Below are 22,833 nucleotides of genomic sequence, written 5' to 3'. Positions count from 1 at the left end.
CCACGTCGATCCGCCGCACGCCGATGCTCTACCGTCCACACCATCATCCGCCCCACGAATCGTCCGCAGGATCAGCGAATCACATCCGATTCAGCCGATTCAATTCCTTTCCGGATGGGCTCTTAGCCATCGGGTTTGCATACCCAATCGGCGCGCTTCGAATAACCGTGCGCGGTCAGGCTCGGGAAGGACCCAAAATGCAGCGTCCGAGAGCCGCCCGCCTGCGAGGGTAAAACTCGCGCGCGGCGAGGTGCTGAGCGCGCTTGATCCGGCGGAAATCAAATCCGGCCGAATTCATCAAAGAGGCTCGAAAATCCGCGCGTGCGGGGGAACGCGGTCCCGGCACCGAAGGGCGCCAAAGACTCAACCACCCCCCCTTACTCTTGGAGCGGCACGGGCAACAGGTAGGCCACATGCTGTCGCACCCTGGCCGGCTGGTGCCCCAAGAAACGCGCGCGCGGTGACCTTACTGCATCTTGTGGACTGATTTGTGGACTTCGGAGGGAATTGCCCCGCAAACCGGCAGAAAACCTAGGGCGCCGGCGGAGGGGATTCTGTCGAACAAGCCCGACATACTGCGGTCTTTATCGAAGACCGTCGATGCGGGCCACAGTTTGGGCCACAATGCTGGTGCCAAACCGGCCGAGGAAACGATTGCGCTGTTGGATTATCGGTGCGCGCTGCAGAAGATGATCGATCGGAGTCTTGGATGGATCTACGAGGTGGCATGAGCAGAGACGCCATGCCAAATAATTCTGTATCACTGGGAAAGGAGCCGGCAGTGCCGACCGCAAGGGAAAGGTCGATGGAACGTCGCTGGATCGTGCTGGGCACTGACGGCCGCTTCGTTACCGTCGGCCGCGCATCCGATCCGACTGAGGACGAGATCGTGCATGCGGAAGGTGAATTGCGTGCACAGGGCTTGGTGGGCTGGCTAGCTGTGATGGAAGGGAACCCGTACGTCGGAGCCGTACCAAAACTTGTGGAGGTGCGCCCCCTGGCGAATCCCTCGGTCCCGTTTTCTGCCGCGGCAGCAATGTGCGTTCAGGGGATTCTCGCCAACCGCGCGGCTGCGAACGCGTGACTATCCAAGCGCTAGTCGGATCGAGGGCACCTCGGCAGCCGTCGAAGTGCCGGGGGTCAAGGGATGTTGGCAGTAGCGCTCGGCAACCAAGCAGAGCGGGCCAGGGAGAAGGCCGTCATTGTCCTGGCACCTAGCGTTAGCCTAGCTGGATCTTGAACCCACCAGACTGACACCGGCTGCACCGGGTCGAAGTTCTCCACTACGGCCAACACATACTCTTGGCGGAGCCTCTTCGCCTCATTGTACTCGTTCTGAGTGAGAAGCGGCGCGCAACGTCCAGCGCTGCTCTTCACTTCGACGTGCCTTGTTGTGCCTGCCTTGTGGGCTCGCATGTCATATCCTACGCCAAAGCGGCTAACATCCAGCACGATCCAACCGTCGTCCTCGAGAACCTTCCTAACTGCCTGTTCAGCATCCCACCAGTGCCCACCCGCTGGAGGGGCTGTTGGTGGCGCCGCAACTGGCACAACCGGCGGCGCGCCTCTGCGCCCACGCGGGTGAACAGGCATTGGAATACCGGGCAGTGGAGCCGGTGCGACAGGCATCGGTGCGGCTGGAACCGCGATTCTACTCCAGGCCAATCCACCCGCAGCAATTGCCGCGATCGCGGCGTTCTCCGGTAAACTAGGATCGTCGTCAAAGTAGGCGATGGCTTCAGATGGCAAAAAGTCAAAATCCATAAGGAAATCGCCGACGTCTATTTGAGTCCGGCCCGCAGCAAGGTCGGAATCAAAGTAAAGACCGATAATGAGAGGAACGATAGGTAAGCGCCGTCCGCCCGGCGCTAGCACGATTGGCTGATAGTGTGCGACGTCGGCCGGGTCATAGACGAAATGCTCCCTCGTCGCTGGATCGATTCGAAAGACTTTGTAATGGTCTTCGCGCCGGTATCGTCCCCTGGGCTCGATGTCGCAATGAGCTCCCGCCAACTGGCCTGGCACCGCAGTTACAAGGTGCGGGCAGACAGTACGCGATTGATTCCGAAAGGCCGGATTTGCCAATTTAGTTGGCGTCGCGTAACAGCCAAAGCCCTTCTGGATATTGAAGTTGTTCCGCCAGATGTTTGCTGCCCCCATACCTGGACCGGCAACTCCTGTACGACGAAGGTGATTGTTGCTGAAGAGAATGGCCACAGACGGATGAGGTCTACGTGAAGGCTTCTCGTACATATCATCTACGAGACGCTGAAATGTGCCGACATCGATTCCCTGAGTTGCACCAACACGAGGGATGAGACGACCATAGTGCTTGCAAGCTAGAAAAATCTGGACCAAGCGTCCGTAATAGCTACGTCCCGTAAAGCGCTCGAGCAGTTGCAGGGACGCATTGTACAATGCTGGATCGTTCACTCGAATCATGCTGCTTCGATTCCCCGGAGACGTATTGATAGGGTGCAATCGCGCCGCGAGCAAATTTTTGGAAATCTGATTCCGGCCCCCCTCGGTACGGAAGCGCGCTGCCATCCTGACCAGCCTGGAGCGGAGGAAGGTCGTCCAGCGCTTCTGCAACGCCCGGAACGAGAGGCAGGGGGAAGAGGCGCCCGGGGGTTGGGTTGGTCCATGGGCGCGGTGGTGCGGGGACATCGGTCCCTTCTGGAACACCAACCAGGATCACGCGCTCACGCCGCTGAGGTACGCCGTAGTCTGCAGCGTTGAGCCGCCACACGACGACCTCGTAGCCGACGGTGTGGAAGCCCTGCACGATACGCGAAAGGAAGCGCCCGCCGTCCATGCTGAGCAGGCCCAACACGTTCTCAAATAGGAACACGTCCGGACGGAGGCGCGCCAAGAGGGCTGCATAGCTTGCGTGCAGGCCGTTCCGCACATCATCAGACGATCTACGCTTGCCGCCTGTCGAAAAGCCTTGGCAAGGGGGACCGCCCACGAGCGCCAACCTTCCAGTCGTCCTCCGACCAGCATCCACGACGCGATCCTGCGTCGCGCCGTCTTGGAGATCGCCTTCAAATGCTACGGCTTGTACGTTGGCATTGAACGTCGCCACTGCGTGCCGGTCTATGTCGACCGCAGCGGTAGACCGCCAACCTGCCCATTCGAATCCGAGCGATAGTCCACCTGCCCCGGAGAAAACGTCCACCATGGTGCCTGGCTCACCAAGCGCTAGTGCGACCTGATAGGCCAGTAACGGCGGAACCGCGTTCCCTATCTGCTGGCATACAGCGCGCTGCGGACCACTGAAACTGAATGAGTCTGGAAACGACTGAAGTCGGGCAGCTTCGCGATGCGACAGCGTTCGGTGTTGCCCGCCAGCAGCATCGTAGTGGAGGAAGCATCCGTTTCCCGGCCGATTGTAGTAGGTCCCAATTGTGTAGGCAGGCCGATCCGGGTGTAGCCGGCCGTAGTAGGTGGACCTGGACCCCTCACCGGCCGCAAAACTGATCCGAATTTGTGCAAGCCGCTCCGACGGAATGTCAGGCGGTATATCGCGCCAGTTCCCTCCGGGCGGCACAGCGCGAGCCATACGCAGATCAAGGTCGCTAAGGGACGCGCTCGCGTGGTTTGGGATCATCGGCTAGCCCAAAGGGCGGGGAGCAGGACCGCCTCCACATCGGGCTGCGTCAACTTCGGAAATGAACCGAGCAGAAGCCCCATATCCTTCCTGCAGAAGCCATACGCCCTTGCTGCTTCGACTTCGAGCCGAGCGTCAGCCCCTGTTTCGCCGGTCAACGCTGCTTTTGCGGCCCGTGCGAGTCGCTGCCGCATTCTCTTCCCCAGTTCAGGTACACGCGCCAAGCGAATCACGCCCAATGACATATGCCCCGTCGATAGACGCATGCGTACCTGCGCTTCAAAGGCCATAGACATCATCACAGCATAGAGGGCGAGTAGACGCTCCTCGTCGCCATCGGTGACATGGGCAACGTGCAGGCTGTTTCCGGCCACCCACCCAGACGGAATCATAGCTCCGATCATACGGCGCTTCGACGACGCCCGGGCAACATCCCGCCACACCAAGCGTGGATGCGCGACGGATCTTATTCGTGCAGCCAGTTCCGGCTTCACCGACGCCCATGGTTGTTCGACAAGTTGATGGCGCGATACCATGCGTCCCTTAACGAACGGGAACGGGCCATCGCTGAGCAACTTCTCGGCCACGCGCGTCTCATCAAGCTCCCGCCCCGCCCATATCAAGCCTGCCTCCTCCAGCGTGGCGAGACACGGCAACCCCGCAAGCGCCTTTGTAAGTGCCGCGGCGCCTTCCGACCCGTGGGCCACGGGCAAGGCGTAGTCAGTCGACGAGAGCCCACGTTCGGACCAATCGATGGCATGCTGCGCGCGGACTGACGCATCCTTTGCGAAGTGTCGCACCGCGCCCACCACCCCACCATGCGCCCCAACGCGCAAGCATGCGGCGACAACCGGTTGGTCAACCTTGTCGAATAGCCGCGCCTCCGACGGGTACACTGCCAAGTCAATAAGCGCAGCCTTCTCGACAAGGGTGCGCCGCATGGTCACTGACGCTTGATCGCCCATGAGTGTCGCCGGCAGGACAATACCGAGAGCGCCGCCCGCCCGACACGAGCGCAAGCACAGGGCAAGGCCGCACCGCGCGAGGTTCGTTCCCCAGCCCGCCCATGACTTATCGGCGCGCGACTCTGGAAAGCGGCTGTCGAGTTCGTCGCAGCGCGTTCGAAGCCATCGCTCGTACCTAGCGCGCTCCCTAACGCCAAGCGCGGAGGTTTCCCGTGCATCAGGCTTGAGAAGCTCCCAGGGCGGATTGGTGATGACCGCATCATGGGGCGGAAGGGATGACCTGCCGAGGCTGTCTCCTACCGTTGCTTCGATCGTCACATTCAGCCGGAGATCCAGTGCAAGTGCGCGAATGCGCTCCTGTGCACGGGCCAAAGCTACACTGTCAGTGTCACGGATATCGACGACGACACGTTTCGTCGAGATGCAGGGGTGACAGGCGAGTGCACGGAGCAACGCCAATACGAGTTGGCCGTCCCCAACGAATGGATCCCCAATTCGGATGCTCTTAGAAGCGGTCAGCCCGACGCCAGTCGACCCAGCAAGTTCCGCTGCGACCCTCGTTGCCAAGCCTGCGGAAAGGAGGTCGGGTGTGTAGAACCGTCCTGTGACACGTTCCACTAACGACTTCCGCGCATAATCGGGCGACGTCTCCCTAGGCACCCAGCCGCCCGGGGCCGGCACTCGGATAGGCTTGGCCTCACCGTCCAATGTGGATCCCCCTGAAGTCGCATACGTAACGCGCGCCGGCGTCGTCGGAGGACCCGAATCGCGAAGCGTCCCCGTCGACGCTATACTCTGCGGCCGGCTCCGATGTTAGGCCAACTACGTCATCGCCTCGCTGCATGCCGATCGTGGAGACGGCCGCGGTTCAGGCACTTGTACCCTTCGTGCAACGGCCGACTCGTCGGGATGATCCGATGCAACTGCACGTTAAAATGCCGGTCAGTGCGCCGGGAAAAATTTTTCTCGAGTGCCCATGAAAATCGAATCGAGGATGGGCGCGAAGGTGGGCCGCCACACAAGGCGCCCCTTGGAAGTGTTAAGGGGGGCGACAGAGTTCCACGCTTGACCGAGTGAAACCGGAACTCGCCCACCCGATCAACTATGGGCTGTTCGCCCTGTATCGGGTTGTTGCAGAGCACGCACGATCCGTTCTGCCTCGAGTCAGACGGCCAGTTTCGTGACACGCGCAATGGTGTCGAGGGCAAGCCGCGCCCCATGCTGCGCCTCGATCCTCGCGCGTATGTCGCGCAGGCTGGCACCCTCGGCCCTCATCGTCCGCGCCGCGGCGATCACCTCCTGCTCTGCCGCTACGGGCACCAGCATGCCATCGGCCCCGACGCTGTAGCCGTAGGGCACCTTGCCGCCGGCATAGGCGCCTTGCGCGTCGAGGTGTTGGCGGATCGCTTTGGTGCGGCGGCCGACCGCTGCGCGTTCTTCCTCCGCGAAGGCCGCGAGGATCGTCAGCAGCATCTTGGCGTGGCCGTTGAACACGACATCGCCGCCCTCGAACAGGTTTAGGAACCGCAGGCTGACGCCGCGCTGCTTGAAGTCGTGGATCGTGTTCAGCGCGTCGCGGGTGTCGCGGAACATGCGGTCGAGTGCGGCGGCGATGACCACATCGCCTTTCCGCAGCGCGGCGAGCAGCGCGGCGCCCTGCGGACGCTGGGCGATGGGCGTGCCTCCGGAAACGCCGGCATCGACGAACACGCGAGCCACTTCGTCGCCGAGCGTCATCGCTTTCCCTGCGATCATCCGCGCCTGCGCGTCTAGGCTGTGCCCTTCCGCCGACTGCTCCTCGGTGCTGACTCGCGTATAACCGTAAACCGCCATCTCGCCGGGCCCCCGCCGCCCGCTAATCGGTGATAGCGGTGTCGGCTTCCGAACGCAAGCCGACAATTGCCGCAAGCAGACAACCGCAACGCTGGCCCGGCAGCAGCGGATTAGTTGCTAGGGTCGTCGCCCCCCGCCCGACTGGAGCGGTCGACTGGGCGGGGCGGAGCGGTTGCGACGTCGATGATCCTAGCTTCGCGGCCCTCAGCGTCGGCGGCGGCTAGAAGGCGAGCGTCACGCACGGCGTCAGCCGCGGCTTCCGCCGCTGCAGCAGCCTGACGTGCTTCGATAGCGGCGCTCGCGGCAACGACCGCGGTGCCAGCGACGGCGGTGGCGCTACCGGCGCAAAGCGCCTTGAGCGCCTCCAGATGCATTGCACGCATATCGCCGCCCGGTGCATCGCTCGCGGCGGGCACGCGACCGTAGCCGCGCTCCGTGAGAAACTGCGCCGCCGCCAGCCGGGCCGAGGGCGGCGCCGCCGCATCGAGCATGATCTGCCAGACGATGCGCGGCGCATCGGCGGCGTACTTCCTGCACAACTCCGCCATCGGCAGCGCGTGATCCTGGCGCCGCCAGCCTTTCGGCCGGCCGGATTGGCCCTTCGCCCATTGGCCCTTGTCGTTGCGGTTCACCGGCTCGCCTGCTGCGATGGCGGCGGCCGGCTGCGCCGGCGACCCGACATGCGCGGAAACGTAGCGCAGCGACCCGTCCGGGCCTGCTGCGCGCACCTGGGCAACCACCACCTGTCCCGTCGGCATCGCGGAAAACCCCACCATAGATCCTAATATTAGGACCGCTACGGCCTTTTCTGGAAGCATGGGATTACATCGGGCGCGCTCGCCGACCGCGCCCATTGCGACGGCGGCTGGTGCTTGCCCTGCGCCTGGGCAGCGCGCGCCGCACGGGGTAGCGGCGACGTTCACGGGGCGGCTGGGTCGCCGTTCGCTCGCCTGAGGGTGCTGGAGGTAGTGCGGGTGCGCGACCGCCTTTGCCGTTCGCCCCCTCCAAAGTGCACGACCACTAACCCCCCATACCCCCCGTGACCGGTGGTCGTGCACCGGGCCGCAGGCCCTGCACGCCCCTGTCACGACGGGGTAGCAGTGCAATACCGCACCGCTCGTGCACCGGTCGCGCGCTGGTCGCGCGGCCGTGCACCTTAAAGGCCATCGGCAGGCAGGCAGGCCGTTGGCGCGCGTCGCTATACCTCATCGTCATCGGTGTCCGCGCCATCGCCGGTCACGTCGGTGACGTACGGCCCCGGTGTCGGATCGTCCCTCCATGGCGTCGCCAGCCAGACCACCGCCAGGCGCTTGCCCTTGCGGTCACCACCCTTACCGGCCGCTTGACGCGCAACCTTGACCTCTACGGTTGTGAGCCAGCCGAGGTGCGTTGCTTCGATCGCGGCGGCGCGGACAACGCTTTCCAATTCCTTGCCGCCCATGGCCCGGCCGGGCGGCAGATGGGCACGCACCGCCTCGGCCGCCTCGGCGCTGGAAGGCAGCCGGGGTTCCCCATTGTTGGATGCTATCGCTAGGAAGCCTCCGCCATCCGACGCGCCGCGCGCGATCACCTCCAACAGTGCGCGGTGAAGTGCGTCGGTGAATTGCCGGTCGCGCGCGACGGGCTTCCAGGGAAGCGCGGCCTGCACGTTGTCGCCGCGCGGATATGCGGGCGTGCCGTTGTGGAGCCCAACGCCCTCCAGGTGAAACCATGTCCGCACGCTGCTCGGCGCCATGTTCATTTTTGCGCCGCCGAGGCAGGCATAATTGTCTGCCTCCCATGGTGCGATGCGGAACTGCTTCGCTTCGTTCTGCGTCATCCGCACGAGGCGCAACGCGATGCGCGCCTTGTTGGTGATTGTCGCGGCACCCATCGAGGCGTCCGCGGTGCCGTCCTGCGCGCTGCCCTTGCGTTCGTGATGCAGGATCAGCAGCGCGAAGACGCTTTCGGTCGCCATGCGCTGCAACTCGGTCAGCAGTGCAGCCATCAGGGGGTTGTCGTTCACGCCGCCGGCCGAGAAGCCCACCAGCGGATCCAGAATCAACAAGCGCGGCCGGTGACGAGCCAGCAGGCCACGCAGCACGGCGACGCCGTGCGTGTCCACGACGCCGCTGCCCCTCTCCGCGCGCGTCAGGCCGATGGCCGCGAGCACCTCCATGCCGTAGAGCGCCAACCTTTCCGGCAACTCGATGCCATGCCGCTTGCACAGGGCGTCGCGCCGACGTCGCAACTCGTCGGTTGGATCGTCCATTGACAGCACCAGCACGCCGCCGGGCTCGCCGTGAAACTCCATCCCGGCCATGTCGGGACCGCGTCCCGTCGCCACCGCCAAGCCCCAGGCCAGGGCGACGGAAGTTTTGCCGACACCACCCGGCGCGATCAGCACCGTGATGTGTCCGGCCAGCAGAACCGTGCCGAGCAGCCACGGCCGCGGCGGCAACGGCCCGTGTTGCGGCGGGAGGTCGGGCAGGCCAGTCGCCCTGGCAGGGGTGTCACGCTCTGCGCCGTCCTCAAGATCGTCAGGCGAAACCGGCCCGAACATGGATTCACGCTGCATGACGTATTTGGTCGCATTGCCGATATCGAAGATGAAGGCGCGGCCATCTGACAGCTTGCGGATGAACGCGGCTTCGGATGTGCTGTCGCGGAAGGGTGCCTCGCATCGCAGCTTGGCACCTTCCGCCATGGCGTCGAGCCAGGTGCCCATGGCCTTCACCGCGCCGCGAACTTCGATGGGTGTGTCGCGCGTCAGCGCACCGGCGACCTCGGCATACACACCTTGCCCGTCCTGGCTGAACGCGATGGCGTGGCCGGTCTGCGTCTCGTAGGCCCGTCGCTCATCGTCGTCCGGCAGGCGGACATCCGAGATGTCCAGCGTCCCTGCGCCTTCGTTGACGATGACGATGCCAGCATCCGCGACCGTGTAGCCATCGATCCGCACAACAGGCCGGGCACAGAACACGAGCCGGCCATGCAGCCAGGGCGCGAGGTCAATCAGCGTGCGTGGCGCGTGGCCGATGACCTCGCCCGTACCGCGCGAACGACGCGGTGAACTGAAGAACACTCCACGTGTCACCATGCGAACCTGCACCGCGCCGCGTAGCGTCTTGACCAAGCTGGGATGCGATACGCGAATCCATGCGTGGGTGCGGTGCCCCGGCTCATCACCCGGCCGCACGACGCGGCTGGATGATCCACGCAGCTCGATGCGCTCGCACGTCGAAATGCCGGGCACGATGCGTTCGATCAGTGCGAGCCGAGCGCCAATGTCGAGGCCTCGCCATTCGTCCGGCGTGCCTTCCGGATCGTCGGCATCTAACAGCACCCAGGAGGTCGGATCGATGCCGCGCTTCAGCCGCGCCGCGACGCGCTTGCCGCCGATCAGTTGCACGCCGCCAGGCACCTCCTGCCCGGCTGTTGTTCCGAGCATCCCCGCCAGATTGCGTTCCGTCACTACGCCGAATGTCTGGCCGTCCGCGCCCCGGAGGGCACCATTGCAGATCGCAAGGTCGTTGGCTTCCGTGACCAGGTGAAGCAGCGCCGCCATGGACCGTGCGTCTGGAACTGCGCAGGGGTAGCCAAAACCCGTCGCGATGTGGGCGACGGCGGCCTTCGTGACCTGGCCAGCCTTATCGAGCCGGTACGTCTTGCCGACGAAAACAGGATCGGTGCTGCGGATAACCGTCAGGTCGCCATTGTCGGCGGCGCGGAATGGCCGCAGCCGTCCACTCGGCACAGCGGGGGCCACTGGAGGTGCTGTGTCGCAGACACCCTTGGGCAGTGCGATGACGGCCTGAGGGGGGTCCTGCACGGCCTCCGCCGGCGCTGCTGCCGGCATACGTGCTGCGGCCTGCCCGTCGCCTAGCAGCTGCGCGATGCCGGCCACGCCCATCGTCTGCGCTGCCAGTCCGGTCGTTGGTTCGCGCAGGGGCAGGAAGCCTTTCGCGAGCAGCCGCGCATTGCTGTGCGCCGCCAGGGCCGCGACGGCGGCTGCCTCGCCGGCAGGATACGCGACCAGCAGCAATGGCGCGTCATCGGGCCAGCGGCGCGCAGAAGGGCTGGCCACGGCGTCCGGCGCCGGAAGGACTGCGGCGAGGCGATGGCCACTGCCGGCGTCGCCACCGAGCGCCAGCCCGATGCCGCGATAGCCGATGCCAGCCGCCCTTTGTGCGCCTGCTTCGGCCTGCGCGCGTGGCACGGAGCGTGTGCCAACGATCCGCGCCGCATGACTGCGCGCCCCAAGGAAGCCGTGCCAGATCGGCGCCACGTCGAGGGTCATGCCGCTCGAGGGCATGCTGTCGTTCATCGGCCGGCGGTCCTTCTCGGATGGCGGCGGTTCTTCACTTGCTGACGTAAATTCGACGCGGTGGGGATTGGCGACCCGCCGCCCTTTCCGTGCCGGACGGCCGGTCGGTCATGCGCCGCGTTGCGGCGCGTCGCGGCAGGCGATTGCCTGGTAGAAGTCGGGCACGGTGTCCGGCGGCCGCGGCAGACCGGCAGTGGCCGCGGCCACTTCGAGCAGGGCGCGAGCATCGGCACGCCGTACGTCGCGCAATGTCGGCCCCGCCTCATGGCCCGCCAGGCGGCGCTTCGTCTCGATGCGAGCCGCCAAGCGGTCGAGCGTTCCCATGTTCTCCATGAGCAATCGCTTTGTCGCCTTCGAGGCGGTGGCAAAGAAAACCGCGGCGCGGAAGTCGAAATCCGGTGGCATGTCCGCAGGCAGGGCGCCGCCGGGGCGCTGCGCCATTGCTGCGAGGGTGACGAGCCCTTCGCGGACCTGGACCAGTTCGGCGGCATCCGCTGCCCATGTGCTGCCAATGCCAGGAGGCACGCCCACGCGTTCCCCCAGCGGCCCGGCAAGGATCACGAGCGCGGCGCCGAACATCTCCGCCGGGGACGCCAGCACCATTCCACCGGGCATCTTCAGGCCGGGCGGCGGGTGGTGATACGTGCCTCCCTGCCACTCCGCTCCGGCCCGCTGGATGAAGACCCGCTTCAGCCGGCGGCCAAAGGCGGCGCCAACGATGCAATGCCCGGCCTCGTGACGCGCAGCGGCGGCACGGGTCACGGGCAGTACTGGCCCCCCAACCCGAAGCAGCCCGTGCGCTACCCGCTTCGCTTCGTCACGCAGATTCGGCGGCAGGTTCCGCAAGTTGTCGGGAACTCGGCTCATGCTGCCCGATCCTTCCCTTGCCGAGCCGCAGTCGCGGCTTGCGTGAGGCCGCTGCCGCTGCGGTAGGGGGGCAGGCCGAGAATGAAAGTCCGCAGGCTTTCGACGAGCACGATGGTGCGCGTGCCAGCCTTCACGCCGGCCAAGCGGCCGTCTGCCAGGGCGTCGTAGATGATCGACCTGCTGAGGCCGGTAATACGAGATGACTCGCTTACGGTTGTACCGATGAGCGGCGGCGGGGCGTCAATGACGTCGTCATGCAACCTGACGGCGGGGAGATCGTGGCGCTTCGCGGGCATGTGTGGCCTCCATTGATGGATTGGCCCGTTGTCGTCGCCGCGATGGGAAATGAACTGTGTTCGTTGCCAGATTTCTTAGATTCACCGGCGGCTTGCGATGTTCCGGAACTGCTTCGCCGTGGCGGGGATGTGATCGCGGAACTCCGCCTCGGTCGGACGCTGACCCGGGTGAGAGTGCCTGCGCCAATCGTCGCAGAACCACTCGCGCCACTTGTCGCGAAGCGTGCGTTGAACCGCAGGAACGCGGCCGGGATGGATGGTACCCTCGATGCCGCGGATCAGCGCATCGCGCTTTGCGTTCCGCCCAGCGCGAGCCTCGCCCGACGCCCGACCCTTCTCCCGACCACTGACAGTGGCTGCGTGAACTTCCAACGCCGCCGAGGTGCGCGCCGCGTCGATGACGCCGCGCAGTGCCGGCCGTAGATCGTCCGGCGCCAGAATCTCGGCCGAGCCGAGAAGGCCGGCGCGGTCGAGCAGCGCGGCGGCAACGGCGATCTCATCACGCGCTTCGCGAGTCGGCTTCCTACCGAATAACCTAGCCTTCGTGTGGCGGAACAGGCGCAGCAGCGCGACCGCCTGCGCATGCTGCGGCGTGCGGTCCGCTGGCGGCATCGCCGCGAGGTCATCGAGCGTCATTGCCTTCATGATCTCAATGACTGGCACCAGCGCTTCACCTGCGGAGGCGATGGCCTTTTCCTCAGCGCTTGGAACCATCAGCCGGCGGCCTTCGCGACTTGCGACACGACGCCCGCCGGGCGCGAACAGTAGTTGGCCCATTCGGCCATGAGGGCGGCACGCTTCGTCAGCAGGTTGCCGCGCGCATATGCCGCTTCGGCTTTGTCCTTCAGGCCATGCGCCAGCGCTTGCTCGATCACTTCGCGCGGATGGTGCGTCGCTTCGCCGGCCCAATCGCGGAACGTGCTGCGGAAGCCGTGTGCCGTCACCGTCTCGCCGGCGGCGTCGGCCCAGGGCTTCTTCGTGCCGAAGCGCTTCATCTTCCGCAGCAACATGGTCATCGCCATCGACGACAGCCCGCCGCCGCTGCCGCGCCCGGCGAAGACGCGCGCGTCAATGTCGGTATCGGGCTGGGCAGCGCGCGCCTCGGCCAACACCGTAAGCGCGGCATCGCTGAGCGGAATGCGATGCTCGCGGCCGGCCTTCATGCGCGCCGCCGGGATCGTCCAGAGGCGCTGCGCGGTGTCAATTTCGGCCCAGGTGGCGCCCAACACCTCACCGGATCGGGCTGCCGTCAGGATAGCAAAGCGCAGCGCCAGCGCCGCAGCGCCGCCGCGTGTACCCAGCGCTATCCAGAACGCCGGCAGTTCGCGCCAGTCGAGAGCGGCATGGTGCTCGACCGCCTGCACCTTCGCCTTCTTCGGCAGCAGCAGGGCAAGGTGGCCCTTCCACCGCGCCGGGTTCTCGCCGGAGCGCCAGTTGCGCACCTTGGCGGAATCCAGGACGGCTTCGATCCGGCCGCGCACGCGCGAGGCCGTCTCGGGCTTGGTGGTCCAGATCGGACTGAGCGCCGCCCGGACGTGGTCGGTGTCGACCATGTTGACCGGCAGGTCGCCGAAATGGGGATACGCATAGGCATCGAGTGTGGCCGCCCACTGCGCCGCGTGCTTCTCGTTCCGCCATCCGGCCTGCTGACTCTCAATGTGCTGCCGAGCAGCCTCACGGAAGGTCGGCATGCGCGCGGCCAATGCCGCTACCGCAGCCTCGCGCGCACGCTGTTCGCGAAGGGCGATCGGGTCGGCTCCGCCGCGGACCAGCAGCAGGGCCTCCTCGGCTTTCCGGCGGGCAGCGGCCAGCGTCACGTCGCCGACAGCGCCCAGGCCCATGATCCGGGGCCTACCGTCGATTTGATAACGGAAGGACCACGAGGCCCTTCCACCCTCGCCAGCGGTCGGCGCTTCGATGCGCAGGTAAAGGCCCGGCGCGACGCGGTGCCGCCCCTCGCGCTGACCACGCAGCGCAGCCTCGACTTCCTTCGTCGTCCACGCCTTCGGAGCCATGATCCGAGCCTTCAGTCTTGTCCAACCGGGGCACTGTCTATGCGGCGGTTATGGGCACGTCCAGGTGCATCCGCATATGTGGATATAAATGAAAAAGCCCCGGATTTCCGGGGCTTTCCTGCGGTCTCTGTGGCATGTGAAAAGGGGTCACTGGCGGAGGGGATGGGACCCTCGCCGCGTGATCCTGAACCCCAGCTAACCCTTGATCTTCCTATCCTCCAGAGGCACCGTGAGGGGGAAAACGTGAGGGGAGACGTGAGGGGGAATGGCGAGAATACCGGGCTATCTGGAACAGCGCCGGGCCGGCTGGGAAGCGGTGGTGGATGTGCCCCCTTCCCTGCGCGACGCGGTCGGTCGGAAGCGCCTCCGCAAGGGTCTCGACACGCGCGACAAGGACATTGCCAAGGCCCGCCTTCCGAAGGCGCTGCTAGAACTGCATCGCCGGATTGATGATGCTCGCCGGAAGCGTCCCGAGACTGACCCCGTGATGGCCGAAGCGATGGCGTGGCGGGACACGCTGACCGCTGCCCGCGACGGCAAGCCCACGGGCCTCCCTGTCGAGCGGTTTCACGACCCGGACGGGACCGTGCATGAGACCGCCGCCGTGGATTTCGCAATGGGCTTGGTCGAGGACCGTGCGGAGCGCATCGCGCGGGAGGAAGGGGCATCGCGGGCACGGGCCTTCGCGGACATTGCGGCGGGCATCGCCACCCCGACCATGCTGCACCTTGATGAATGGCTGGCCGAACCCGGCGACCGTGGCGAGCGGCGATTGCGAACGGTGTCCGACTACAAAGGGATCGTGAAGCACTTCGCAGATTGGCAGGCATCCGCCGGACACGGTTCCTCGGTTGAGGCCGTCACGCGCCGCGTTGCTGGTCTCTAAGCCCAGCACCTAGAGCGGTCGGTGAGCGCCACCCGCACCCGCACGGTATGCGGCGCCCTCATGGGCTACTGGCGATGGATGGAGAAGCGCGGCGTTGTCGCGGAGGGCATGGCGAACCCATGGGAACGGCAGGCCCCCGGCAAGGCCCGTGCGAAGGGCGCAGCAGAGCCCGAACGGGCCTTCACGGATAATGAGGTCGCGGCGCTGTTCGGCGGCACCACCGAGGGCTTCATGCTGGACCTAATGCGCTTCGCCGCCCTCACGGGCGCCCGCCTTGAGGAACTGGCGCGACTGACGGTCGGCATGTGCGATGCGGACGTGATCCGCGCCCCCGGATTGAAGGGGTCGAACGTCTCGACGCCCCGTGACGTGCCGGTGCATCCCGACCTTGCGCCCATCATCGCGGAACGGATCAAAGGCAAGCCCGCCGATGCCTGGCTGTTCCCGGAGTTTGGGGACCTGAACAAGCACGCGGAGCGGTCGGGCGCGGTGTCCAAGAGGTTCAACCGCTATCGCCAGGAGGCAGGCGTCCATGAGCGCGAGGAAGGGCGGCGGCGGTCCAAGGTGAACTTCCACAGCTTCCGCCGATGGTTCGCCACTCGGGCCATTGCAGCGGGCCAAGAGCCCCGCATCATTGAGGCGGTGATCGGCCACAAGCCTGACCCGTCAGACGTGCTGATGCGGAGCTACGTCACAGCGGGGCAACTTGGGGCGAAGCTGCGGGAGTGCGTGCTGGCGGTGAAGCTGCCCAGCGATACGAAGAGGGGCCGATGAGGGCTGGGAATGATGACGGTCGTGCGTTGGCCGCCGATCTCGACGCAATGACAGCGACCGTCGCGGGGATGCGAGAAATCCTCCAAGCACAGACCCGGCTGGTCGATGCTTGCCTGCATTGCCTTCAACTCTCCAGAACAGGTGAGAGGCCGCTTGCGGCGGGCGATCCGGAGGTCGTGGACGTTGTGCTCACCATGGCCCACATGGTCGGCATCTCTGGCCACTCGATACTGCGCTTGACTGAGGAGGTCTCGCTCCACGTGCGCGACGCCTATCCGATTGCTCGCTCCATTGTGGAAGGCGTCGTCAACGTGCTGTTCATCATGGCCAAGGGCCGTGACATGGCGGCCCGGGCTAAGCGCCATGCAGAGCAGAAGGCGTTCCGCGACCTTCATCGGACGTGGCAAGCCGGTGAAACGACGATGGCTGTGCAGCGCATTGTGGAACTCACGCCGGGGGAACGGTCGCGTCTGGAGGCCCTCGCGGCGGAGTTTGCGTGGAGGAATGGCCGCGAAAAGGATTGGACCGACGAGAACATTGCTGAACGCCTTGCTGCAATCGCGGCCACGTTCCCACGGTCGTCGCATATCATTCTCAGCGCTGCGACCTTCAACATCTATCGCCACGCGTCGGAGGTCGTTCACGGTACCTACTTCGCGGCGATGCACTTCTGGGGCATCGGGGGCGGCCGAGGCAGGCCGACGAACGGCGATCAAATGCGCCTGCTGGTGCTCGATCACCAGTTTGCAGTGTTGATGTCAGCGACCTTCGCCTTCACCGCTCTTGTCGAGTGCGTCGCGGCTTACATCGGTGAGAGTGGCCTCAAAGAACTGGCTGGCAAGCAGTTGGATCGGTTACGGGCGCTGCCTGCGGTTGCCGAGGCGCTGCTCTCAAGTGACGGACCCGCGCCATCGCCCTAGTCTCTTGCGATGCCCCTTTCCTGCTCCTGCGGCGGGCGAGTGACGGGCCTTCCCCGCGCCCGCCCCTTCGCCCCGGCCGGTCCCCTTCCCGGCCCGTAGGCGGTCCTCGGAGGGCCGGCGGGTGGCGCTACCGCCCAAGCCCCGCCTTCACCCGCACCCCGTGGCTTCCCGTGGTGGATGACGTAGGTCCCGAGGACTAGCCGCGCCTCGGCGTCCCCGTCCCCTGCCACCCACCGCTGCACGGGGGACAAGGCGGGAGACCACGCGACGGGCGGCCCGAAGGTCCCCGCCGAGGATTGCGGCGGCGCGGGTGGTGGTGGTGGCGCGGGTGGGCTTGCGAGGGCCCCTCATGGCGCTTCCCCCGGCTTGGGCGCCCACGAGACCGTCAGGCGGAACCGCCCGGCCTCCATTTCCCAGGCCCCGGGCTCCCGGATGAAGGCCCATGAACGGGGCGCGGCGCGGTCCCGGCGGGCATAGGTCTCGACGTTGCCGACGCGGAGGAACGTCCCCGCGCTGTCGATGGTGAGGCTAACGGCCATGGCCTTCTGTCTCCATTCCTATCCCCCGGCCCTCCCGGAGTAGCGCCATGGTGCCCGCCCGGTCCCCGTTACGGAAGCCGGAAAGGAACACAATCCGCAGCAATATCAGTCCCTTAATCGGTATTGTTGCGCCGGGTCTGAAAGGCCCTTGGGATCGGTGAGAGCCCATTGTCGGGGGCTAGATGCTCCCGCTATCGGGACTATCGGGGGCCTAGAAGGGCGACGCGACGGGCGCTTTTCGGGCACCGGGAAGGGCCTCCTAGGGCAAGGAAGGCCCCGCGCATCAATGCATCCCATGCCGCTGATAGAGGACACTTATCCTAGATCAGTGGCGGAAGGGATGCTCGGCGGCGTTTGCGGTGCAGTGGGATTGACCGCAAATCCGGCCAGCCCAGGCCAGTCTATCGTGGCGCGGTGGCGACGGGGCGCGGCGGGGGCCAGATGTCGGCGGCGGTGGGCTGCCCCAACGGGATCACGCCGAGGTAGTGCAGGACCAGCACCGCGAAGCCTGCCCAAAAGGCTAGACCGATGGCGCGGTCCCGCCCCGGATGCCTGGACAGGGCCAGGGCCTTCCGCCGTTCCTCGCCCATCGGGGCCGTGGCGGTGGCCTGCGCGGGTCCCGTTGCGGGCCGCCGGGCGGTGGTAGCGGCGCGGCGCAGCGGTCTCATGCTTCGGCCCCCTCGGCGCGGGCCAGGGCGCGGCGAACGGCGGTGGCGGTCCATGTGCCGCCCCTCGGCGTGGGAACGCCCATGGTGTTGAGACCATCGGCCAGCGCGTGCAGGGACGCGGCGCCGCCCTCGCGAAGCTCCCGGATCGCGGGCATCACGCGGAACGCTGCCCGGTCGGCGGTGTCGATGCGGGCGGCGGCGGCAGCCTTCGCATCCGGGGGCGCGGCGGGCCGATTGCCACGATCCCCGCCGAGCTTGGTCCCCCTCGCCTTCGCCGCTGCCAGGGCGGCCTTGGTCCGATCCGAGATTAGCTCCCGCTCCCGCTGCGCCATCGCCGCATAGACCCGAAGCATGAGGTCATCGGCATCGGGCATGTCGGCGGTGCGGGGGCGGATGCCTTCCTCCAACAGCGCGGACAGGGCGTGCGCCCGGCGCGTGATGCGATCTAGCTTCGCGGCGACCAGGAAGGCCCCCATCCGGCGGCACTCCGCGAGCGCTGCGAGGAAGCCCGGCCGGTTGTCGGTCTTGCCGCTCGCCACGTCCTGATGCTCGGCAATGAGCTTCCACCCACGGGCCTCCGCAAAGGCCCTGACGGTGGCCTGCTGGGCTTCCATCCCAAGGCCCGACTGCCCTTGCTCGGCGGTGCTCACCCGATAGTAGGCCACCGCGAAGGCCGGTTGCTTGCCTCGCCCCATCGTCACTTCCCCTCGGTCCCGTCCTTGGTCGGGCGGGAGGATGGGGGCATGGCTGGATCGTGTCAACACCGATCATCGGTCGTTGTTCTATAATGACACGGTCTTGCTGCTCCCCGCTGCCCGCGCCACGGTCCCGTGGGGCGCATGACGGGGCATAGAGGGGGCGCGAAGGGTGAAGCCGGATTGGGGCAGCGTGACAGCGGGGGCGGTGCTGGCCTTCGTGGCGGGGCTGCTAGTGATAGACGCGCTAGGGGCGAAGGGCCGCTACCAGATTGCCCCGCTGTCTGCCGGGGTGGTGGCCCGCATCGACACCAGGACAGGCGAGGTCATGGGCTGTCGGGCCGACCGGGATGCATGGCCCCGCTTCGACTGCGCCGCGCCGATGGGCACGCGGTAGCTCGCCACGTCCCCGGCGGGGACCTCACCCACCCCCACGGGGGAAAGCCGCTGCGTCCGGAGGGCGGTAGGCCGCTCAGATGCGTGGCCCAAAATATCCGGGGTCTCGCCGCGCATTGGGGCACCTCGGCCACATTTCAGGTCACCGCCGGGAAACAGGCGGAATACCTAGGGTTTGACCCCCGGGCGCCCCGTCGAAAACCCCACCTTGTCGCCTAGGGGTGTCCATTTTTGACAGCCCCTAACGGTGCCCTGCGGAGACCAGGGCCTCCAGGCCCCTCCCATGGAAGGGAAAAACGCGGAGGCCCTAGCCGGTGCCCCGTCCTAGAACTCAGCGGGGACCCATGCGCGGGCCTCGCGAAGCTCCCGAAGGGCCGCCTCCGCTTCCCCGATGATGGCCCCGCGACGGGCTGGATCGGTCACGCCACGGGCCGCTGCAAGGGCCTGCGCGATAGCCTCGTGGGCCGCCCGCGCAAAGCCTTCCTCCGGGTCCTCCGGGGCTGGCGCCTCGGCGGGGGCCTGTGCTTCCGCGCCGTATTCCCGGGCGGTGTCGGGGAAGTCCTTGTGCATCCAGTTGCTCACGGTCTGATGTGTGACTAGCCCGCCAAGGGCCTTTGAGATTTCTCGATAGGACAGCTTGCCGGGCCCCTTCCCCTGTCTCGCGCGGATGCGGTGGCGGCGGGCCTTGATGAACGCCCGGAAGGCGTCTCTCACCTCCCGCGCCTTCAACGGCAGGCCGTGAGTGAGGTTCGCCTCTGCTGCCAGCCATCGGGCTTCCTGTGCGGTGGCCTCGGTGATGATGGCCTGGACGTGCGTTGCCCCTATGGCCTGATGCGCGGCGACGCGGTGCCATCCGTCCACCAGCACGGGCACGCCAGAGACCAGCGCAACGCGCACGGGGGGAAGCCGTGCTTCGGCCCGAAGGGCGTTGGCGTAGCGGGCCACCGCAGCGCGATTTATCGCGTGCCTGATCTGGAACCGGCTGTCCCGGTGAAGGTCCCGGATGGCGACCGTAACGGGGTCCCGCTGCTGCCCCGTCACGGGCTACTGCCGCTGCCACCGATGGAGAACTGCCGCCCGACCCATGAGCCCACCTGGCCCACCGTCTGCTGCATGTTCTGGCCGCTCGCACCGTTGTAGGCATTCACGCCCGCCGCAAAGCTGTTGGCGAGACCAGCGACAAGTTGCATCCCCGATGGTGCCGCGACGGTGGCGGTTGGGTTCTGCACGGGGACCGGGCCGGGCTCCCTGATGGGCGCCGTGGGGGCAAACGTGCGGATACTCCCGGCGATCTGTGATGCCTGCGCGTCGTGCTGTGCATCCAGGGCCAGGGCCTCCCGGCCCATCTGCCGCATGACGGCGTTGCGGTTCACGTCGATCACGGTGACCACGTCGCCCTCCTGCCGCATCACGTCGCCAAGGATGGTCTCGACGCTGTTGCCCTCAACGCCCCGTTCACGGTTCGCGTATTGCGCCCGTGCTGCCTGCCCCTGTTGGGCCGTGCTGGTCTTGTTGAAGGTCGCCGCGATGGTCTCCTCGATGCCCCGCACGGCCAGCGTGAAGGCGTCGGCATCACGGTTGCGCTCGACGGCAGCAAGGGCGGTGGTGGCCCACATGGTCTGCTTGTCGAACTCGCCCCGCGAATAGGCCAGCACCTCGTTGGCATAAGCCAAATCCTGCTGCCAAACGTCCATCTGGTATTCCATCACGTCGCGTCGGTGTTCCCGGTTCGCAGCGTCGGTGGCGGCGGCATAGGCGTTTTGCTTCTTTGCTGATGCCGTCTGGCCCTGATGGGAAGCGTAGGCTGACGCGGCGGTGACCGCGAGCGTGGCCGCGCCGATGATGAAGGCCATTGGTCTCAGCCCTCCCGCGCCGTCCGAAGCCGCGCCGCGTTTGCTAGCGCGTCGGCCTGCACGTTCATCGGGTTGTCGGCGTGGCCCTGCACCCATTGCCACGTCACCTCATGGGGCTCCGCTGCGGCAACGAGAATCGCCCAAAGGTCAGCGTTCAGGACGGGCTTGCCGCTGGTGGTGCGCCACCGGCCTTCCTGCCACCGCGCGAGCCATAGCGTCATGCCTCGCACGACATACTCACTGTCGGCGTAAAGGACGACGCGGCTTGGACGCTTCAACGCGGAAAGACCTGCAATAGCCGCGTGAAGCTCCATGCGGTTGTTGGTGGTCATGGCCTCGCCGCCGCTGAAGCTGCGCGTCTGGCCTTCCGAGTTGCGGAGGATGGCGGCCCACCCGCCGAAGCCGGGGTTCGGGCGGCAGCTTCCATCGGTCCATATGTCGATGTCTCGCGGCACAGTGCCGAGGGGCGTTGCGGCATCGCCGCTGTCAGTCATGGTCATTTGGATTTGTTCCTTATGGGCACACGTCCGCGCTTCCGGGTTCGGGGGACCGAAGCGGGCATCGTGAGGTGGCCTTGAGGGGTTGTGAGAGAGAGTGGATCGGGCGGCGGGACAATCACGACGCGAGGCGTTCGCCATCGGCATAGCGGACTGCACCGCTACCGCTGCGGCGCGTGGGGAGGTCGGGGGGTATTGTGGGTAAGGCCCCCCTATTGTGGGGAGACGGCGGGTAACCTCCGCGCATCTTCCTGTGGGGAACGACCGGGTATTGCCGGACCAGCTTCGGGACGTGGGGAGGGGGTGGGTATTGTCCGCTCTGCCCATTGCGCTTTGGGCGGTCGGTGCGTGGGGTAGTCCTGACTATTGCCGCCGGGCCCTCCCTGTGGGGGAGGGAGGGGTAACCTCCAGCGGGTCCCCCTATGGGGAGATGCAGGGTAACTCCCGCCGGCCTCTCTGTGGGGAGGGACCCCCTATTGTGGGGAGATGGCCCCTATTGTGGGGAAGGCCCCCGTAACTCCCGCGCGGCCCCTTGTGGGGAGATAGGGGGTAACTCCCCGGCCCCGGTTCAAGGGGAGGGACAGGGTATTGATCGAACCCCGATCCGATGGGGAACGACCCCCTATTGTGGGGAGGTGGGGGGTAACTCCCCGGCGCCCCTTCCGGCAAAGCCCACTGCACCGAAAAGGCGCCGCCGATGCGTGGGGAGATGCACCCTATTGTGGGGAGGGCCCCCGCAACTCCGCGCCGGTTTATGTCGTGGGGAGATAGGCCCTAATCCCGATGCCCGCCCTGTGGGGAGGGGGGCCGTAACCCCGATGCCCGGCCTGTGGGGTAGCAGGCCATAGCTCGGCGCCGCACGGTCACTCTGTGGGGAGTTTCACCCTAACTCGCTGCGGGCCAGCGGCGGGACCGGCGAGGGCACCGACCCAAGGTCCTTCAACACCTCATCCGGCATCCCCGAAAGCCCTTGCCGCACCCCCCGCCCGCGTTCCTCAGGTTGTGCCTGCCAACAACGGCGCGTTCTTCGGCGTGATCAAGCCATCGTCACGGAAGCCGCTGGACGATCTTTACCGGCCCGCCAATCAAGACTTCTACGTTTTGCACTGGGGGTGGGCCCGCCCAGTAGGATCGGGCACGAGCCGCGAATGCGTCGAAGTAAGCTACGCCGGGCGCCAACAGGGGAAGTGTGTGGTCGCCGAAGTGCAATGGCGCTGGCCCGACAAGCTCCACCTCATACGGAATGTCGCGGAAGCGGCTGTTGGTTTGCATGAAATGCCGAAGGTCCGCCTCGGAGCGACAAGCAAACAGCGCGTCCAACCGGCTGGGCTTCGCGGCGTCAATATTCAGCCGCTCCTGCTCAAGGATCATTTCGCGGAATGCAACTCCGAACGTCCCGCCCTCATTGGGAAGATAGGTTCGGATCATTCGCCCCCAGTTCCCCGGTTCGATAATGCTACCCGGCGCCAGTAGCGCCGAGGCACAGTGGAAAAACCTCACAAGCATCAGCTCCCTAACTGCCTAGCCAAATCCGCGAGCCGCCCGGGGTCGGGAATGTCCACTGTTTCAAGGTTCACTGGGGGCTCGAAGGCTAGGTTCCGTGGACAGTTACCTGAGCCAAAGGATGGTGGCGGCGATGGTGACGACGGCGAGGAAGTTGCGGGCGGTCTTTTCGTAGCGTGTGGCGACGCGGCGGAACTGCTTGAGCTTGGA

General features: G+C 66.2%; 22 protein-coding genes and 1 pseudogene. 5 read left to right on the top strand and 18 right to left on the bottom strand.

Features of this window, described 5'->3' with window-relative positions:
* Window positions 1-805 precede the first annotated feature (805 nt).
* Window positions 806-1,084 (top strand): hypothetical protein, encoded by a 279-nt coding sequence (locus tag AAFN86_RS28755; RefSeq protein ID WP_347547097.1) that lies wholly within the window; start codon window positions 806-808, stop codon window positions 1,082-1,084.
* A 56-nt stretch (window positions 1,085-1,140) separates the two neighbouring features.
* Here AAFN86_RS28755 and AAFN86_RS28750 read toward each other — a convergent pair whose 3' ends face one another.
* The 10 genes from AAFN86_RS28750 to AAFN86_RS28705 all read right to left on the bottom strand — a co-directional run bounded on the left by AAFN86_RS28750 (window position 1,141) and on the right by AAFN86_RS28705 (window position 13,892).
* Window positions 1,141-2,442, bottom strand: coding sequence for a DUF3883 domain-containing protein (locus AAFN86_RS28750; RefSeq protein ID WP_347547096.1), 1,302 nt, complete (start codon window positions 2,440-2,442; stop codon window positions 1,141-1,143).
* The gene (gene dcm, locus AAFN86_RS28745) at window positions 2,372-3,562 is read right to left on the bottom strand and encodes a DNA (cytosine-5-)-methyltransferase (RefSeq protein WP_347547095.1); all 1,191 of its coding nucleotides are present in this window, start codon (window positions 3,560-3,562) and stop codon (window positions 2,372-2,374) included. The genes AAFN86_RS28750 and dcm overlap by 71 nt, the downstream gene beginning before the upstream one ends.
* A 44-nt stretch (window positions 3,563-3,606) precedes the next feature.
* On the bottom strand, window positions 3,607-5,193 hold the full coding sequence (locus tag AAFN86_RS28740; RefSeq protein WP_347547094.1) for a hypothetical protein: 1,587 nt from the start codon (window positions 5,191-5,193) through the stop codon (window positions 3,607-3,609).
* Between the two features lie 546 nt (window positions 5,194-5,739).
* On the bottom strand, window positions 5,740-6,483 hold the full coding sequence (locus AAFN86_RS28735; protein ID WP_347547093.1) for a recombinase family protein: 744 nt from the start codon (window positions 6,481-6,483) through the stop codon (window positions 5,740-5,742).
* A gap of 35 nt (window positions 6,484-6,518) precedes the next feature.
* A complete protein-coding gene (locus AAFN86_RS28730) occupies window positions 6,519-7,226 on the bottom strand; it encodes a hypothetical protein (protein ID WP_347547092.1) in 708 nt (235 codons plus the stop codon).
* 380 nt (window positions 7,227-7,606) lie between these two features.
* The gene (locus AAFN86_RS28725) at window positions 7,607-10,714 is read right to left on the bottom strand and encodes an AAA family ATPase (protein WP_347547091.1); all 3,108 of its coding nucleotides are present in this window, start codon (window positions 10,712-10,714) and stop codon (window positions 7,607-7,609) included.
* 108 nt (window positions 10,715-10,822) lie between these two features.
* Entirely contained in the window at window positions 10,823-11,581 is a 759-nt protein-coding gene (locus AAFN86_RS28720) for a hypothetical protein (RefSeq protein WP_347547089.1), read from the bottom strand.
* Window positions 11,578-11,877, bottom strand: coding sequence for a hypothetical protein (locus tag AAFN86_RS28715; protein ID WP_347547088.1), 300 nt, complete (start codon window positions 11,875-11,877; stop codon window positions 11,578-11,580). Before AAFN86_RS28715 ends, AAFN86_RS28720 begins: the two co-directional genes overlap by 4 nt.
* Window positions 11,878-11,958: 81 nt before the next feature.
* Complete coding sequence (locus tag AAFN86_RS28710) at window positions 11,959-12,591, bottom strand: hypothetical protein (RefSeq protein WP_347547087.1); 633 nt, start codon at window positions 12,589-12,591, stop codon at window positions 11,959-11,961.
* A complete protein-coding gene (locus AAFN86_RS28705) occupies window positions 12,591-13,892 on the bottom strand; it encodes a phage integrase central domain-containing protein (RefSeq protein ID WP_347547085.1) in 1,302 nt (433 codons plus the stop codon). Before AAFN86_RS28705 ends, AAFN86_RS28710 begins: the two co-directional genes overlap by 1 nt.
* A gap of 265 nt (window positions 13,893-14,157) precedes the next feature.
* Here AAFN86_RS28705 and AAFN86_RS28700 point away from each other — a divergent pair, with 265 nt between their 5' ends.
* From AAFN86_RS28700 to AAFN86_RS28690, 3 genes are read left to right on the top strand one after another with little or no spacing between them, the layout of a single operon-like run.
* Window positions 14,158-14,778 (top strand): DUF6538 domain-containing protein, encoded by a 621-nt coding sequence (locus AAFN86_RS28700; RefSeq protein WP_347547083.1) that lies wholly within the window; start codon window positions 14,158-14,160, stop codon window positions 14,776-14,778.
* Window positions 14,779-14,799: 21 nt separating this feature from the next.
* Window positions 14,800-15,552 (top strand): tyrosine-type recombinase/integrase, encoded by a 753-nt coding sequence (locus AAFN86_RS28695; RefSeq protein WP_347547082.1) that lies wholly within the window; start codon window positions 14,800-14,802, stop codon window positions 15,550-15,552.
* A gap of 26 nt (window positions 15,553-15,578) precedes the next feature.
* Complete coding sequence (locus AAFN86_RS28690) at window positions 15,579-16,472, top strand: DUF5677 domain-containing protein (RefSeq protein WP_347547080.1); 894 nt, start codon at window positions 15,579-15,581, stop codon at window positions 16,470-16,472.
* Window positions 16,473-16,819: 347 nt separating this feature from the next.
* On the opposite strand, the gene AAFN86_RS28685 is transcribed toward AAFN86_RS28690, so the two are convergent.
* The 3 genes from AAFN86_RS28685 to AAFN86_RS28675 all read right to left on the bottom strand — a co-directional run bounded on the left by AAFN86_RS28685 (window position 16,820) and on the right by AAFN86_RS28675 (window position 18,374).
* Window positions 16,820-17,011: a hypothetical protein gene (locus AAFN86_RS28685; RefSeq protein WP_347547079.1), complete on the bottom strand. Its 192-nt coding sequence runs from the start codon at window positions 17,009-17,011 to the stop codon at window positions 16,820-16,822.
* Between the two features lie 401 nt (window positions 17,012-17,412).
* The gene (locus AAFN86_RS28680) at window positions 17,413-17,679 is read right to left on the bottom strand and encodes a hypothetical protein (RefSeq protein WP_347547078.1); all 267 of its coding nucleotides are present in this window, start codon (window positions 17,677-17,679) and stop codon (window positions 17,413-17,415) included.
* Entirely contained in the window at window positions 17,676-18,374 is a 699-nt protein-coding gene (locus AAFN86_RS28675; protein ID WP_347547076.1) for a recombinase family protein, read from the bottom strand. The genes AAFN86_RS28680 and AAFN86_RS28675 overlap by 4 nt, the downstream gene beginning before the upstream one ends.
* A 172-nt stretch (window positions 18,375-18,546) precedes the next feature.
* Here AAFN86_RS28675 and AAFN86_RS28670 point away from each other — a divergent pair, with 172 nt between their 5' ends.
* A complete protein-coding gene (locus AAFN86_RS28670; protein ID WP_347547075.1) occupies window positions 18,547-18,771 on the top strand; it encodes a hypothetical protein in 225 nt (74 codons plus the stop codon).
* A gap of 323 nt (window positions 18,772-19,094) precedes the next feature.
* Here the strand turns inward: AAFN86_RS28670 and AAFN86_RS28665 are convergent, their stop codons facing one another.
* From AAFN86_RS28665 to AAFN86_RS28645, 5 genes and pseudogenes are all read right to left on the bottom strand, one after another.
* Window positions 19,095-19,811: a ParB N-terminal domain-containing protein gene (locus AAFN86_RS28665; RefSeq protein WP_347547074.1), complete on the bottom strand. Its 717-nt coding sequence runs from the start codon at window positions 19,809-19,811 to the stop codon at window positions 19,095-19,097.
* The gene (locus AAFN86_RS28660; protein WP_347547073.1) at window positions 19,808-20,623 is read right to left on the bottom strand and encodes a hypothetical protein; all 816 of its coding nucleotides are present in this window, start codon (window positions 20,621-20,623) and stop codon (window positions 19,808-19,810) included. Before AAFN86_RS28660 ends, AAFN86_RS28665 begins: the two co-directional genes overlap by 4 nt.
* A 5-nt stretch (window positions 20,624-20,628) precedes the next feature.
* Window positions 20,629-21,117, bottom strand: a complete 489-nt coding sequence (gene rnhA, locus AAFN86_RS28655; RefSeq protein WP_347547098.1) for a ribonuclease HI — start codon at window positions 21,115-21,117, stop codon at window positions 20,629-20,631.
* A gap of 1,050 nt (window positions 21,118-22,167) precedes the next feature.
* On the bottom strand, window positions 22,168-22,548 hold the full coding sequence (locus tag AAFN86_RS28650; protein WP_347547072.1) for a hypothetical protein: 381 nt from the start codon (window positions 22,546-22,548) through the stop codon (window positions 22,168-22,170).
* Between the two features lie 180 nt (window positions 22,549-22,728).
* Window positions 22,729-22,833 (bottom strand): annotated as a pseudogene (locus tag AAFN86_RS28645) (IS5/IS1182 family transposase); the annotation flags it as partial.

The organism is Roseomonas sp. CAU 1739, assembly GCF_039839775.1.
Taxonomy (GTDB): domain Bacteria; phylum Pseudomonadota; class Alphaproteobacteria; order Acetobacterales; family Acetobacteraceae; genus Neoroseomonas.
The sequence above is the reverse complement of the archived record's forward strand: the minus strand, read 5'-3'. Positions and strand labels throughout refer to the sequence as shown.

Coding starts and splice junctions, on each gene's coding strand:
- AAFN86_RS28725 (WP_347547091.1), bottom strand. CDS start 10,714: ATGAACGACAGCATGCCCTCGAGCGGCATGACCCTCGACGTGGCGCCG.
- dcm (WP_347547095.1), bottom strand. CDS start 3,562: ATGGCTCGCGCTGTGCCGCCCGGAGGGAACTGGCGCGATATACCGCCT.
- AAFN86_RS28685 (WP_347547079.1), bottom strand. CDS start 17,011: ATGGCCGTTAGCCTCACCATCGACAGCGCGGGGACGTTCCTCCGCGTC.
- AAFN86_RS28700 (WP_347547083.1), top strand. CDS start 14,158: ATGGCGAGAATACCGGGCTATCTGGAACAGCGCCGGGCCGGCTGGGAA.
- AAFN86_RS28720 (WP_347547089.1), bottom strand. CDS start 11,581: ATGAGCCGAGTTCCCGACAACTTGCGGAACCTGCCGCCGAATCTGCGT.
- AAFN86_RS28650 (WP_347547072.1), bottom strand. CDS start 22,548: ATGATCCGAACCTATCTTCCCAATGAGGGCGGGACGTTCGGAGTTGCA.
- AAFN86_RS28710 (WP_347547087.1), bottom strand. CDS start 12,591: ATGGTTCCAAGCGCTGAGGAAAAGGCCATCGCCTCCGCAGGTGAAGCG.
- AAFN86_RS28750 (WP_347547096.1), bottom strand. CDS start 2,442: ATGATTCGAGTGAACGATCCAGCATTGTACAATGCGTCCCTGCAACTG.
- AAFN86_RS28705 (WP_347547085.1), bottom strand. CDS start 13,892: ATGGCTCCGAAGGCGTGGACGACGAAGGAAGTCGAGGCTGCGCTGCGT.
- AAFN86_RS28755 (WP_347547097.1), top strand. CDS start 806: ATGGAACGTCGCTGGATCGTGCTGGGCACTGACGGCCGCTTCGTTACC.
- AAFN86_RS28730 (WP_347547092.1), bottom strand. CDS start 7,226: ATGCTTCCAGAAAAGGCCGTAGCGGTCCTAATATTAGGATCTATGGTG.
- rnhA (WP_347547098.1), bottom strand. CDS start 21,117: ATGACTGACAGCGGCGATGCCGCAACGCCCCTCGGCACTGTGCCGCGA.
- AAFN86_RS28715 (WP_347547088.1), bottom strand. CDS start 11,877: ATGCCCGCGAAGCGCCACGATCTCCCCGCCGTCAGGTTGCATGACGAC.
- AAFN86_RS28660 (WP_347547073.1), bottom strand. CDS start 20,623: ATGGCCTTCATCATCGGCGCGGCCACGCTCGCGGTCACCGCCGCGTCA.
- AAFN86_RS28680 (WP_347547078.1), bottom strand. CDS start 17,679: ATGAGACCGCTGCGCCGCGCCGCTACCACCGCCCGGCGGCCCGCAACG.
- AAFN86_RS28675 (WP_347547076.1), bottom strand. CDS start 18,374: ATGGGGCGAGGCAAGCAACCGGCCTTCGCGGTGGCCTACTATCGGGTG.